Raw genomic sequence first — 14801 nt, forward strand, 5'->3', positions numbered from 1 at the left:
CTCAAGGCAGATAGTAAGAACAGATAATCAGGCAGTAGCGCCGGCCAATTCGCGCACCATGCTTTCGGAAATAGCCGGCGTGGCCCCTTGGAAAGTGGCGACCAGCGAGCCCGCCGCGCAGGCAAAAGCGAGGTTGTCGGCGGGTGGCTGGTGGCTCAGCAGGCCCCGGAGCAGCGCGGCCAGGAAAGCATCACCGCTCCCAATGGTGTCCTGCACCGCCACGGGCCGGCCGGGGCTGCGGTAGAACTGCCCGCCGGTCCAAAGCGCGGCCCCGTCGGCACCTTTAGTCACGCACACGGCTTGGAGCTGGAAGCGGGCCGCCAGCCATTCCAAGGCCGTTTCTTCGGCCGGACTGGCGCCAAACCAGCCCATGATTTCGGCGAGCTCGTGGTGGTTGAGCTTCACGATGTCGGCGTGGCGCAGGAGGTACTGCACCACATCGCGCGAATAATGCGGGGGCCGAAGGTTGACGTCGAAGACCTTTAGCGGCGCCTGTTGCAGCAGGCGATACAAGGTTTCGCGGCTCACCGGACTGCGAGCAGCTAAGCTGCCAAAGACGAAAGCTTCGGCCCCCTGAACCAGGCTGCTAAGCGCGGGTTCATACTGGATGTAGTCCCAGGCCACCGGCTGGACTATCTTATAAGTCACCTCGTTGGTGTTGCTCACGTTGGCTTTCACCACGCCCGTCAGATGGGTTTCGCCGCGCTGCACATACTTCGTGCTCAGGCCTTTGCTTTCCACAAAAGCCAGCAGCTCAGTCCCCAAATCGTCGTGCCCCACGCGGCTGATGAGCTGCGCATCGAGCCCGAAATTGCGCAGGTGCACCGCCACGTTGAGCGGGGCCCCGCCCGGTTGCTTTCCGGTGGGCAGCACGTCCCAGAGCATTTCTCCGAAGCAGGCAATGGCCATGGCGTGAGGGTGGGTTTTGGAGGTGAGAGAGAGTGGCAGTGGGACGGCAATGGCCGTGGTCGAAGCGCTAGTGCATAACCAAGGCTTTATCGACCTGCTCCAGACTGGTGCCCTTGGTTTCGGGCATAAAGCGCAGGACGAAAACGAGTTGCAGCACCATCATGCCGCAGAAGAAGGCGAAGGTGTTGCCGCCGCCCAGATGCTCGGCAAACCAGGGAAAGGTGAAGGCGATGAGCGTGGCCATCACCCAGTGCGTGCTGGAGCCCAGTGCCTGGCCCTTGGCCCGCACCGCGTTTGGGAAAATTTCGGAGATAAAAACCCAGATAACCGCGCCCTGCGAGAAGGCGAAAAAGGCGATGTATACGAACAGCAACACCGGCACTAGCACCCCGCCAAACTGCTGCGTATAGAAGGCCCGCGCCACCAGCCCCAATGTGGCAATGAGCCCCACCGAGCCCACCAGCATGAGTGTGCGCCGCCCAAACCGGTCAATCAAGTTGACGCCCAGCAAGGTGAAGATGAAATTGACCAGCCCAATGCCCGCCGACGACAGCAGCGCCGCCCCCTGCCCCAGCCCGGTCATCTCAAAAATGCGCGGGGCATAGTAGATAATGGCGTTGATGCCAGACACTTGATTGAAGAAGGCAAAGGCCACGGCCAGCAGCACCGGCGTGCGGTACTGCGCGCTCCAGAGCGACTCGCTCTGCCCGGCATCATGCGCCTGCGAGGTGAGGATGGCGGTTACATCAGCATCTACGGTGGTCGGGCTGATGATGCGCAGCACCTCGCGGCCCTCGTCGAAGCGGCCGTGCAGGAGTAGCCAGCGCGGGCTTTCGGGTACCCGGAACAGGAATAGCAGAAACAGCACCGCGGGCATGGCCTGCACGCCCAGCATCAGGCGCCAGGAATGCTCGCCCACGTTGGCCAGCAAGTAGTTGGAAAGGTAGGCGGCAAGGATGCCGAACACGATGTTGAACTGGAACAAGCCCACCAGCTTGCCCCGCGATTCGGCCGGCGAAATCTCGGAGATATACAGGGGGGCCGTCACTGACGACGCCCCCACTCCCAGCCCACCCAAAAACCGAAACACCATGAACGGCACCCAAGCCGGGGCCAGCGCTGCCCCTACCGCCGATACCAAATACAGCACCGCAATCCACCGCAGGGTCTGCCGCCGCCCGAGCGCATCGGACGGGATGCCGCCGAAAATGGCCCCCAGCACCGTGCCGATGAGGGCAATGGAAATGGTGAAGCCGTGCTCGAAAGCGCTCAGGTGCCAGAGCTGCTGAATGGCTTTCTCCGCGCCGGATATGACCGCCGTATCGAAGCCGAACAGGAAGCCGCCTAGCGCCGTGACGATGGACCAGAAAAGGACTTTGCGCTGCACCATGAGAAAGCGAACCGAGATGAGGTTGGCTCAAAAGTCCGGCCGGGCTATTCCAAAGGCTTGCTCGTTTCTTTCAATTGCTTGCAGAATTCCAACAAAAGACTGAATCGAATTCAATATGTTATTTATCAGGTTTTTACTGCAATAAAAAAGGCAAACCGCAGTGGCTTGCCTTTCAGTAATTCGACCTGATTTGCAAAAATATTTCAGCTGCGGCCGGGGGTGTGCAGGGCTTTGTACTCGGAGGGCGACACCTGGTACTTGCCTTTGAAGGCTGTGGAGAAGTACGAGGGCGAGGAGAAGCCGGTGAGGTAAGCGATTTCGGCAATGGTGCTGCCTTCCTGTAGCAGCAGCAGCCGGGCTTTGGTGAGGCGCAGGCTCTGGATGTAGTCCGACACGCCGGTGCCGAGCAGGGCTTTCACCTTGCGGTAGAGCTGCATTTGGGACACGCCCAGGCTGCGGGCCACGTCGTCGACGCTGAGGGTGGGCTGGTCGAGGTTGGCTTCGATGATGGCGGTGAGGTCGGCCAGGAATTTCTGGTCGACGCGTTGCGGGGCCACGGTGGCGGTGTCCACGCTCAGCTCGCGGCGGAAATGCTCGCGCTGCTGGTCGCGGTTGCGCAGCAGCGTGCGCAGACTTTCGACTAGGAACGTGGGGTTGAAGGGCTTGGTAAGGTAGAGGTCGGCTCCGGCCTGCACACCGGCCACCTGCTCCTCGGGTGCGCTGCGGGCCGTGAGTAGCACCAGCGGAATGTGCGAGGTGCGCCAGTCGGCGCGCAGCTGCGCTACCACTTCCAGGCCGCTCAGGCCGGGCAGGTTCACGTCGCACACCACCACGTCGGGGATGGTTTCGCCGGCCATGCGCAGGCCGGTGAGGCCATCGGCGGCGGAGCTGACCTGAAAATAGGGCTGCAGCTTCTGCAGCAGGAAGTTGCGCACGTCGTCGTTGTCCTCAATCACCAGGGCCGTGGCGTCGGTGCGGGCCAGCGGCGGGGCGGGCTCAGCGAGTTCATCGTCGGGCAGCAGCTCAGCGGTGGGGGCCGGGCGCGGCTCGGGGTCGGCCTCTAGGAACGTGGCGGGCCGGGCCAGGGGCAGCTTCACTTCGAAGGTGGTGCCGTGGCCGGGCTGGGTCCGGAACGTGAGCGAGCCCTCGTGCAGCCGGGTCAGGCCCTCGGCCAGCGCCAGGCCAATGCCGGAGCTGTTCGCCGACGACCGGGTGCCTTGGTAAAACCACTCAAACACGTGCGGCTGGTCGACTTCGGCAATGCCGCGGCCCGTGTCCTCCACACTGACGCGCACCACGTGGGCCACCAAATCGGGCTGCAGGCTCACCGTAATCTGGCCGCCATCGGGCGTGTACTTGAAAGCGTTGGACAGCAGGTTGAAAAATACCTTGTCCAGAATCTCGCCATCGAACCAGAGCTGCACCACCGGCTCGGCGGGCAGGAAACGGTAGGTAATGTTGCGCCGCCGCGCCGTTTTCTCGAATACGTCCATCAACTCGCGCACGAAGTCGACGAGGTTGCCCTCGGTGGCCCGCACCGACATCCGGCCCACGTCGATTTTGCGGAAATCCATGAGCTGGTTCACCAGTCGCAGCAGCCGCTGGGCGTTGCGGCGCACCAGCTGCAGGTCCTGCCGCTGCGCATCCATCAGCGAGGCGCCATCGGTCAGCAGCTCCTCCACCGGGCCCAGAATGAGGGTGAGCGGCGTGCGCAGCTCGTGCGAAAAGTTGGTAAAAAACCGCAGCTTGGCTTCGGAGGAGCGGCTGGCTTCCTCGGCGGTGCGACGGCCGGCTTCGGCCAGCTGCGCAATCTGGTTGCGCTGGGTGCTGATTTCGGCATTCTGCTGCTCCAGCTGCCGCCGGATGCGCCGATTGAGACGCAAAGCGCGCCATGCAAAAAAACCCAACAAACTGGTTATAAGCAGGCTAGCCAAAAGCAAATACACCGCCGTGCGCTGGCTGGCGTAGCGGCGCATCTCCGATTCGAGCTGCTGCTGCTGCCGCCGCAGGTCGTGCTGTTGCAGGGCCAGCTGTTCGGTCTGGGCACGCATCGGCCCCACGTTGGCCGAGTCGATAACCATGGTTTCCAGCATGTTTTCCTTCGCGAAGGGCTCGTGACGCAGGATGTGCAGCGCCGTCCGGATGGCCTCCTCGCCGCCCGTGGGGTAGAGCATGGTGGCGTTTAGAATGCCGTCCTCCACCAGTTCCAAACCGTTGCCCGGGCCGGCCAGGCCATCCACGCCGATGATGCGCACGGGGTGCGGCAGCGCCAGCCGCGACACCACCTGGTAGGCGGCGCGGGCCATGGGGTCGTTGTGGGCAAAAATCAGGTCGGTTTCGGGGTGCGCCCGCAGCACCGCCGGCAGCTGCCGCAGCACCGATGTGGGTTGCCAATCGCAGGCCACCTGCGCCGGTAAGCGGATATCCGGATAAGCAGCCAATACCTGCGCAAAGCCCTTGGCGCGGTCGGTGGCCGGCGAGGAGCCCGGCCGGCCCAAAATCTCAAGCACCTGCCCGCGTTGGTGCAATAGCTGGGCCACGTACCGGCCAGCCGTGCGGCCCACTTCCAGGTTGTTGCCGCCCACGTAGGCCGTGTAGAGGCGCGAGGTGGTACGCCGGTCCAGTATCACCACCGGTATCCCTTGGTTGTAAGCCGTTTCCGTAAGGGCCGTAAGGGGTCCGGACTGGTTGGGAGAAATAATGAGCAGGTCGACTTTCTGCTTAATCAGCTGCTCGACCTGCCGGCGCTGCAACTCACTGTCGTTGTGAGCATCCAGCACCTGGAACTGCACATTCGGGTGGAAGCTTAGCTCCTTTTCCATGCCCGCCAGCATGGCCCGCCGCCAGTCGTCGCCCATGGTGCACTGCGAAAAGCCGATGCGATAAACCGGCTCGGGCGGGGCCGCGGCGCAGCCCCCCAGCAACGCTCCTACTTGCAATAGCAGCAGGATTCGGCACCACAATAATTTCAGCGAATCAGCCACTTAAGTAATGGAGCAAGCAACTACGGGGTAAACGTATAAGCAGGGCAGGCCAACAGCCCACGCCTGCTGCAAACTACACATTATATGATAATTCCGGAGGCATTATGGTTGAACGCAGCCATTTCGCCAGGCGAATTACCCACAAAGTCCAGCTGAAGAATGCTTGGGCCCGTGACTTTCGGTGCAGAAACCGATGCTCACGGCACCATTATTCTTAATCTATTGAATGCTTCTCTTGCGGTATGCGCGGCAGACGCTCAGAGATATGTGCGGACTAGAATGCGACGGGTGCGCCGGAACCAGCGGCAGGCAACGAAACACTCCGTGAAAACGAAGTAGATTCGTTGACCAGAAACTACCGAACCAGGCTGCCGCTTTTGGCGGGCAGTCACGTTAAGGCGCCATTGGCCGGCTGACCAATAGCTGGTTACGGGTGGTGTTCTCCGATGATTCTATGGCCAAAGGCAGCAAACGTATTTCTATTCAGGACCTGGCGGCGGAACTGGGCCTTTCCGTGTCGACCATTTCCCGGGCGCTCAATAATGCGTTCGACGTCAGCGATGCCACGAAGGCGCAAGTGTGGGCGCTGGCCGAAAAGCTCAACTACCAGCCCAACAGCATGGCGGCGTCGTTGCGTAGCGGGCGCAGCAACGTGTTGGGCGTCATTGTACCCCACATCAACGGGGCCTTTTTTCCGGCCGTCGTGCACGGCATCGAGCGCCTGGCCAGTCAGGCGGGGTTCAACGTGATGATATGCCAGTCGAGCGAGGAAGTAGACCGCGAAAAGAAGCACATCAACGCCCTGCTGAAGGCCCAGGTTGATGGCGTGCTGGTATCCATGTCCAGCACCACCCGCGACTTTGCGCATTTTGAGCAGGTGCGCCGCAAAGGGATTCCGCTGGTATTTTTTGACCGCATACCGGACATCGCCAACGTGTGCGGCGTGGTAGCCGACGACTACCGCGGGGCCTACCAACTCACCGAACACCTGATTGCGCAGGGCTGCCGGCGCATTGCCCACCTGGCCGGCCCGCAGCACCTCAATATTACCTTCAACCGCCACCAGGGCTACCACGATGCCTTGCTGGCCCACGGCCTGCCCTACGACAAACAACTGGTGGTGCCGCTCAGCAACTCCCGGATGGACGGCGGGGCCGCAGCCATGCGCCAGCTGCTGAAAGGCCCGGTTCGGCCCGATGCCGTTTTTGCGGCCTATGACTTTGCGGCGGCCGGCGCGCTGCAAGTGCTGGAAGAGCATGGCATCCGGGTGCCAGAAGACATGGCCCTGGCCGGCTTCAGCAACGAGCCGTTCACCACCATGATAAAGCCCCAACTGACATCGGTAGACCAGCACGGCGAGCTGATGGGCGAGGCGGCAGTCCAGCTCTTCCTGCAGCTGCAAAAGCGCTCGGACACGTTTACCGGGCAGCGCATTGTACTCAAAACCAAGTTAATGATTCGCGAGTCATCCCTGCACGCGCAGGCCGCGGCCACAAGGCAACAGTAGCCGGCTATTGCGGCGAGCCCGCCCACCGCAGCATGTTCAGCAACAGCTGCTGGCCGACGAGGTTGGCCCGGTTGCCGCGCGAGGTGTCGAGCGAAGTGAGGGCGGCATTTTCGCCGTCGCCTTCGGCCTTTTTGCCGGTTTTCACGCCGCGCAGGGTTGAGAACATATCCAGAGCGCAGAGGATGATGCGGCCGCGGCCGTGCGGCACCACGCTCAGGGCCGAGTACACTTCCTTTTTGTGGTCGGATACGCAGCCCACGATGGTTTCGCCGTTGAACAGGCGCAGGCCCAGCCGGGCGCGGTCGTAGGTGGCAAAGCATTGGTACTCCCAGTTGAAGACGCAGCTTTGCGGCAAGCCGGCGAATAAGGGGTGGCTTTTCACGAAGTAGTTGCCGCCGTACCAGCTGGTGCCCAAATCCTTGGCCCCACGGTAGTCCACCACCTCCTTGCGGCCCAGGTGGGTGGCCCATTTATCGATATTGCCCACCACGATGAGCGTGTGGCCCTCGTTCACCCATTCCAGGATGTCGGTGACGAGCGGGTTGCCGGTTTGCTGCGGGTTGAACGCGCCCACCAGCAGGTAGTCGCCCACCGGCCGCCCCGATTTAAATTCCTTGAACGAGTTGACGCCGATGGATTTGAGGTAGCCGGCCAGTACGCCGCTGGTGTCGGCCACCATGCCCGTGGCGGGGATGCCGGCCGTGTTGAGCTTCACGGCATAAAGCTGGTCATCGCCGGAAGCCACGGCGGTGCTGCCGCTCAGCAGCTCGGCGCGCACGGTGGTGTAGCCGGCATTGGCGGGGATAATGGGCAGGCCAGCCGTGAGCAATTCGCCGTAGGTGGTGCCGCCGGTGGCTTTCACAGACACGGTTTTGGTGAAAACAACCTTGCCGCTTGCGTCGGTGGCCTGCACGCGCAGCTTGTATTTGCCGTGCAGGTTGGTTTCGTTGATGAGGTAAAAGTCAGCCCGGGCGGTGTCGCCCACGCCCAGGACTTTGCGGGTCAGCTTCACGGCCACGTAGACGGGGCGGTTGTAGCGCGCGATGAGCTGCACATCGCCCTTGGGGTTGCGGTAGTTGTCCACAATGCCAGAGTGATTTTCCAGCATCATGCTTTCCCAGCCGTTCACGGCGTAGCCATCGGCCACGTTGTTGAGGCGCACGTTTTCGATGGCGCGGCCCTGGTAGTAGTAGGCGGTGTTGCCCATGGCCGTGGTCAGCGCGTCTACCGTCGGAAAGGCCTGGCGGAAGCCGGGCGTGTTGGTCAGGAACTGGTCGTAGGCGTCGTACCACTGCAAATAGCTGGCGCTTTCCCAGCCAATGTCCTTGCCGGTTTTCAGGATTTCATCCCGAATTAGCTGCAGGCGCGGCGGCGTGCCAATGGCTCCGTCCTCGCCCCAATAGATGATTTCGTCCTTGTGGTCGGTGAAGCGGAGGTACTTGCCGGGACCGGAATACAGGGCGTTGTTGTACACACCGGGGCCGCCGGCGTGGTGCTGGTCGAACCAGCCGTAGTTGTAAAAGGTGGCGTCGTAGGGCCGCAGGTGCAGCTTGAAGCGCGGGTTGGGCTTGAGCGTGGGGTCGCCGTTGGAGGAGTTGTAGGTGAGCAGGCGCGTTTCGTCGAGGGCGTGGGCGGCACTCATCTCGGTGCGGTCCTGAGGTTCGGGCGGCGCGCCGCGCTCGTTGTGGAAATTGTAGATGATGAGCGAGGGGTGGCTGCGGTCGCGGCGCACCATGCGCAACACCTTTTCGGTGCGGGCCACCAGGTAGAAGTCTGCCTGCTTTTTGCCCAGCGAATCGGTGGCATTCATCAGGTTGGCCGGGTACTGGTTGCCGCCGGGCTCCTCGAAGTAGAGCAGGCCCAGCTCGTCGGCGTAGTCGAGCACGTTGGTCTGGCCGATGGTGCGGTGGAAGTTGAGCATATTCAGGCCCAACGCCTTGGCGGTTTCCACCTGCTTGCGGGCCAGCGCGTCGCTCGGCGCAATGCCATTCACCGGCCAGAAGCCCCAGGAAATGGCCGTGCGCAGCACAATCCGCTTGCCGTTGAGAAAGAACTGCCGGTCGCCGCCGGCCACGTCCCGCGCCTCAAACCAGCGGAAGCCGAAGCGCTGGTGATAGGTGTCGACGGCGTTGTTGGCGCCTTTCCATGTCGCCGTCAGCTGGTACAGGTTGGGGCTTTCAACACTCCAGAGCTTGGCCTCGGGTACTTTTACCGTTACGGTTTGGGTGCTCTGCCCTGCCGGCACTTGTGCCAGGGCCAGTTCCTGGGTGAAAACCGTTTTTTGCGCGCCGCCGTGCTCCTTTACTTCCAGTTGCAGGGTGCCGCTGGTGGGCTGGCTGGTGGTATTGGCGATGGTTACCTGCGCGTCCACTTCGCGCAGAGCGGGCTTGTTTTTTACGAACACATCCAGCACGAAAACCGGCGGCGTGGCCACCAGCTCCACCTTGCCCGTGATGCCGCCAAAGCCGTGCGTGGGCTGGGTGCGGTAGCTGCCCCACATAAAATTCTGCGAGTCGCGCCAGTCGAAGTTGCCGTTGGGGTCGGTGATGCGCACGGCCACGTCGTTGGCCTGCCCGTAGCGCACCAGCTTCGTAACGTCGATTTCGAACGGCGTGCTGTTCACCAGGTCGTAGCCCGCCAGCTGCTGATTCACAAACACCTCGGCCCGAAACCGCACGCTCTCGAAGCGCAACACTAAGCGCTGCCCTTGCAGCGTGGCTGGCACCGCCAGCCGTGTACTGAACCACGACACACCCAAGTAATTGCCGCTCAGCCCGAAGGCGTTGCCGTTTTGGCCCCAGTAGTATTGCTCCACGGTGGCCGGCAGGTGCACAGTTTTCCCTTCGGCACTGGCTAGCGACGCCCACCCACCCGTGGGTTGGTTTACGGGCAATTGGCTGACGTTGACTGGTGGCGCATACAGCCGGTCTGTCGCCCAGGGTGCGTCCTTATCCAGCCACATCCGCCACTCCTGATTCGACAAATCCTGCACGAAGCGGCCGTTATTGGATTGGGCTTGGGCAGTGAGGCAAAGAGCGCACAAACCGGCGAATAGCACACGCCGCAAGAAGAGGGAGAAGGTCATGGAAGGTGGAAAAGCCTGGCTTACACAGGCAGCGTCAGAAAATAATAAAGCCGTCATGCTGAGCGCAGTCGAAGCATCTCTACTGTGCAGGTAATCAGATTTACTACTGCGGTAGAGATGCTTCGGCTGCGCTCAGCATGACGGCCTATCAATTGCTTATCAATTCAAGCTCGACTCGCCTAGATGTAGCGGTTCAGCAGGTTCTCCAGATACTCCTGGCGGCCGCTGATGATGGCGGGCTCGCCGTTTTCGGCGGCGTAGTCGCGCAGCTGCTCCAGCGTGAGCTGGCCCTGCTCGAAGGCCTTGCCCGCGCCGCTGTCGAAGGAAGCGTAGCGCTGCTGGCGCAACTGCTTGTAGTCGGACTTTTGCAGGATGTTGTCGGCCGTGACGAGGGCGCGGGCGAACAAGTCCATGCCCCCCACGTGGGCGTGAAACAGGTCCTGCACGTCGGTGGAGTTGCGGCGGATTTTAGCGTCGAAGTTGATGCCGCCGCCCTGCAGGCCGCCGGCTTCAAGCACCACCAGCATGGCCTCGGTCAGCTCGTAGATGTCGTTCGGGAACTGGTCGGTGTCCCAGCCGTTCTGGTAGTCGCCGCGGTTGGCGTCCATGCTGCCGAGCATGCCGGCGTCGGCCGCCACCTGCAGCTCGTGCTGGAAGGTGTGGCCGGCCAGCGTGGCGTGGTTCACTTCCAGGTTCAGCTTGAAATCATCGAGCAAATCGTACTGCCGCAGGAAGCCGATGACGGTGGCCGCGTCGTAGTCGTACTGGTGCTTGGTGGGCTCCATGGGCTTGGGCTCGATGAAGAACGTGCCCGTGAAGCCGTTGCGACGGGCGTAGTCCTTGCAGGTGTGCAGGAACTTGGCAAAATGCTCCTGCTCGCGCTGCATGTTGGTGTTCAGCAAGGACATATAGCCCTCGCGGCCGCCCCAGAACACGTAGTTTTCGCCGCCCAGCGCAATGGTCGCATCAATGGCCGCCTTCACCTGTGCCGCGCCGTGGGCCAGCACGTGGAAGTCCGGGTTGGTGGCCGCGCCGTTCATGTAGCGGCGGTGCGAAAACAGGTTCGCCGTGCCCCACAGCAGCTTCAGGCCGGTTTCGCGCTGCTTTTCCTGGGCGTAGGCCACCATGGTTTGCAGGCGGCGCTCGTTGTCGGCCACGTCGTTGGTGTAGTCCACCACGTCCACGTCGTGGAAGCAGTAGTAAGGCAGGTTGAGCTTGGTCAGGAACTCAAACGCGGCGTCCATCTTGGCCTTGGCAGCGGCGATGGGGTCGCGCTCGGTGTCCCACGGAAACAGGTGCGTGGGCTCGCCAAACGGGTCGGCCCCGCTGCCGTTGAAGGAATGCCAGTAGGCCCCGGCAAAACGCAGCCAGTCTTTCATGGGCTTGCCGGCCACCACGCGCTCGGCGTCGTACCAGCGGAACGCCAGCGGGTTATCGGACTCCAGACCCTCAAATTTGATTTGCGGGATATTGGAGAACAGGGTTTTGGAAGTGGTTAAGAGGCTCATGTATTGAAAGATAAGTGAATGTTGAATGTTAGGTAAAACGTCATGCTTCGACAAGCTCAGCATGACGCCCCGGTTGGTGCGCCCCCGGCTCAACGGCTGGCTGCAGCCGGCTCAGCAGCAGCGCTTTCCATTGCTGGTACGCCCGCTCATAAATCTCGACTTCGTCATTGGGCTCAACGGTTTGCAGGCGCTGCATGCGCTGAAAGGCTTCGGCGGGCGTAGCATAGGCCCCTGCCCCGATGCCTGCGCCCAGCGCGGCGCCCACGCTGCCATCGGTCTGGTAGAGCTCTACCGTGAGGCCGGTGGCGTTGGCGAAGGCCTGGGCGAAGACTTCGCTTAGAAACATGTTGGTTTTGCCGGCCTTCACCACCGTGGGGTGCAAGCCGTTTTCGCGCATCAAATCCAAGCCGTAGCGGAAGGCGAAGGCCACGCCTTCCTGCCCGGCGCGCAGCAGGTGGCCGGGCGTATGCACGTTCAGGTCGATGTTGTGCAGGTGCGCGCCTACTGGTTGGTTGGCCAGCATGCGCTCCACGCCGTTGCCGAAGGGCAGGCAGAGCAGGCCCTCGGCGCCAGCGGGCACGGCAGCGGCGCGCTCGTTCATTTCGGGGTAGCTCAGCTGCGGGCCCGCAATGCTCTTCATCCAGCGGTTGAGGCTGCCCGTGCCGTTGATGCACAGCAGCACGCCCAGACGGGTTTGGTCGGCGGCGTGGTTGACGTGGGCAAAGGCATTCACCCGCGACTGGGCATCGACAAACAGCTGGTCGGTCACGGCGTAAATCACACCCGAGGTACCGGCCGTGGCCGCCACTTCGCCTGGCTCCAACACGCCCAGTGACAAGGCGTTATTGGGCTGGTCGCCGGCTTTGTACGTCACCGGAATGCTGGGCCGTAGCCCTAGCTCCTCGGCTACCGCCGCCAGCACCGTGCCGTGCGCCGCAAACACCGGCTGCACCGGCGGAATCAGGCCCTTATCAAACCCGAAAAAGCGGAACACGTCTTCGGAAAGCGCGTGCTCGGCAAAGTCCCAGAAAATGCCTTCCGACAGCGCCGAAATGCTGGTCGTGGCCTCGCCCGTGAGTTGCAGGGCCAGAAAATCGCCGGGCAGCAGCACTTTATCAATTCGTTGATACACTTCAGGCTCCTCGGCCTTCACCCAGGCCAGCTTGGCGGCGGTGAAGTTGCCCGGCGAGTTGAGCAGGTGCTCCAGGCTGCGCGCCTCGCCAATGGCGGCGAAAGCCTGCTGCCCGAAAGGCACCGCCCGGCTGTCGCACCAAATGATGGCGTCGCGCAGCACGTGCTGGTGCTCATCCACCACCACGAGGCCGTGCATCTGGTAGGCGATGCCGATGGCGCCGATGTCCTGTGGGTCATAGGCTTGGGTGGCGTTGGCCTTCAAAATGGCCTGCCGCACGTCGAGCCACCACTGGCGCGGGTCCTGCTCGGCCCAGCCGGGCTGGCGGGTCAGGATTTCGCGCTCCGTGTCGGGGTAGCTCACCGAGGCCAGGCACTGGCGCGTGTCGGCATCTACCACCGATACCTTGACAGATGAAGTCCCCAGGTCTATTCCGAGCAGCAGCATAATTGAAAATCAAAGAGTGAGAACAGGATAACGAGCCGCCACATCCGGCTTATTTAATCGATGCGGAACCAGTCAACGTCGGCGCTGCCGGCATCGTTGAACTTAGCCGTGCGCGAGCAGAACAGGCCCACTTTCGCGCCAATCCACTTACCTTCGCGGGCTGTGAACTCCGCCCCGAGCGGCTGAAACGTCTGTCCGTCGAAGCTGTAGCTGAACTGGCATTTGGCCCCGGCTTTCGTGGCCACGCGCAGGTACAGGGGCTTGCCGGCCAGCGCGGCCGGCACCTCCACCGGGGCCGTCGTGGCTTCCGGCTTCAGCTTGTCGGCATCCTTGCACACCGTTTGGCTGAGCTGCAGCTTGCCGCCCTGATTGGTGAGCGAGAGGTACGCATAATCGAGCCCCATCATCATCAAGCCCACTTTTTCACCTTCGATGCGCGGCGTAAACGTGAGCTTGGTGGTGACGGTGAAGGTTTCGGCGGGCAGTTTTTGCAGCAGCAGGTTGGGCACCTGCCAGTAGTTTTTGAAGCCCTCGGGCAGCGGCACCGAATACAGCCGCAACTGGCCCTGCGCCGGGTTCAGGTAGGCCCAGTAGTCCTGGGGGTTGGCGTGCCACTGCCACTGCAGGCCCAGCTTGCTGGCGCTGAACTCATCGGAAGTGGGCGGCGTGGCCAGCGGCTGCGCGGGGCTCTTGATGCGGGGCTTGCGGTGCGTGAGCACGGGCTGGCCCTTGCCGTCGCCATCCGGGTCGTCGCCAATTACGGGCCAGTCATTTTTCCACACCATGGGCTGCAAATGCACCACCCGGCCGTAGGCACCCTGGTCCTGGAAGTGCAGGAACCAGTCCTCGCCCGCGTCGGTGTCCACCCACGCGCCCTGGTGCGGGCCGTTGATGGCCGTTTTGCCCTGGTCCATCACAATTTTCTCTTCGTAGGGGCCATACACGTTCCGGGAGCGTAGCACCAGCTGCCAGCCAGTAGGCACGCCGCCGGCCGGCGCGAAGATGTAGTAGTAGCCGTTGCGCTTGTAAAACTTCGGGCCTTCCAGCGTGGGGTGCGCGGCGTGGCCGTCAAACACCAGCACATCATCGCCGGTCAGGCGCTGCCCGTCGGGGCTCATCGGGCTCACGGCCAGCACAGTTTTGATGCCGGCCCGCGAGCCCGCAAAGCCGTGCACCAGATAGGCTTTGCCGTCGGCGTCCCAGAGCGGACAGGGGTCAATCCAGCCGCTGGCCTGCTTCACGCACACGGGGGCCGACCACGGCCCGGCCGGGTTCTTGGCCTTCGTGACGAAGATGCCCAAATCCGGGTCGGGGTAGTAGATGTAGAACTCCTGGTTGTGGTAGCGAATGGCGGGCGCCCACACGCCATTGCCGTGCTGGGGCTCGCGGTAGCGGGCCAGCGGCGGCTGTTGCTTGAACACGGCCCCGATAATGGACCAGTTCACGAGGTCTTTGGAATGCAGGATTTGCAGGCCCGGCACCGCGTTGAAACTGGAGGACGTGAGGTAAAAGTCGCTGCCGACGCGCACCACGTCGGGGTCGGAATAGTCGGCGTAGAGCACCGGGTTTTTGTAGGTGCCATTGCCGAGGTCGGGCACCCAGACTTTAGAAACAGCGGGCTGTAATGACTGCGCCTGGCCACTGCTCCGGTAGCCTCCTACAAGTAGCAGTAGCAGAATAAACTGGTAACTGATGCGACCCTTTGCTGGAGAAGAAAGTTGGCGCCTGAAGGCCAAGTGGAAGTACTTCATAATGGAGCAAAGCTATAAGAACAGCTGCCGGATGAGGCGTTAGTCAGTTCACAAATTAACGAATCTTTTATCATTTTATACAATTCGG

At 62.2% G+C, this 14801-nt stretch carries 8 protein-coding genes; 1 reads left to right on the plus strand and 7 read right to left on the minus strand.

All coding sequences use genetic code 11. The features are described 5' to 3' along the window. Positions 1-27: 27 nt before the first annotated feature. The 3 genes from ACYU7Q_RS12945 to ACYU7Q_RS12955 form a co-directional block, all read right to left on the minus strand. Positions 28-909: a carbohydrate kinase family protein gene (locus ACYU7Q_RS12945; RefSeq protein WP_460609846.1), complete on the minus strand. Its 882-nt coding sequence runs from the start codon at positions 907-909 to the stop codon at positions 28-30. A gap of 67 nt (positions 910-976) precedes the next feature. Beyond that, positions 977-2299, minus strand: coding sequence for an MFS transporter (locus tag ACYU7Q_RS12950; protein WP_460609847.1), 1323 nt, complete (start codon positions 2297-2299; stop codon positions 977-979). Between the two features lie 203 nt (positions 2300-2502). After that, positions 2503-5283 carry a hybrid sensor histidine kinase/response regulator transcription factor gene (locus tag ACYU7Q_RS12955; RefSeq protein WP_460609848.1) on the minus strand — a complete coding sequence of 927 codons (2781 nt, stop codon included), beginning with the start codon at positions 5281-5283 and terminating at the stop codon, positions 2503-2505. A 454-nt stretch (positions 5284-5737) separates the two neighbouring features. Here ACYU7Q_RS12955 and ACYU7Q_RS12960 point away from each other — a divergent pair, with 454 nt between their 5' ends. Next, entirely contained in the window at positions 5738-6790 is a 1053-nt protein-coding gene (locus tag ACYU7Q_RS12960; protein ID WP_460609849.1) for a LacI family DNA-binding transcriptional regulator, read from the plus strand. A 4-nt stretch (positions 6791-6794) separates the two neighbouring features. Here ACYU7Q_RS12960 and ACYU7Q_RS12965 read toward each other — a convergent pair whose 3' ends face one another. The 4 genes from ACYU7Q_RS12965 to ACYU7Q_RS12980 all read right to left on the minus strand — a co-directional run bounded on the left by ACYU7Q_RS12965 (position 6795) and on the right by ACYU7Q_RS12980 (position 14713). After that, positions 6795-9875 (minus strand): glycoside hydrolase family 2 protein, encoded by a 3081-nt coding sequence (locus ACYU7Q_RS12965; protein ID WP_460609850.1) that lies wholly within the window; start codon positions 9873-9875, stop codon positions 6795-6797. Positions 9876-10054: 179 nt separating this feature from the next. After that, positions 10055-11383 carry a xylose isomerase gene (gene xylA / locus ACYU7Q_RS12970; RefSeq protein ID WP_460609851.1) on the minus strand — a complete coding sequence of 443 codons (1329 nt, stop codon included), beginning with the start codon at positions 11381-11383 and terminating at the stop codon, positions 10055-10057. Between the two features lie 40 nt (positions 11384-11423). Further along, the gene (locus tag ACYU7Q_RS12975; protein ID WP_460609852.1) at positions 11424-12962 is read right to left on the minus strand and encodes a xylulokinase; all 1539 of its coding nucleotides are present in this window, start codon (positions 12960-12962) and stop codon (positions 11424-11426) included. A gap of 53 nt (positions 12963-13015) precedes the next feature. Continuing rightward, positions 13016-14713 (minus strand): glycoside hydrolase family 43 protein, encoded by a 1698-nt coding sequence (locus ACYU7Q_RS12980; RefSeq protein ID WP_460609853.1) that lies wholly within the window; start codon positions 14711-14713, stop codon positions 13016-13018. Positions 14714-14801: the final 88 nt, after the last annotated feature.

The sequence above is a fragment of the Hymenobacter terrigena genome (assembly GCF_054776515.1).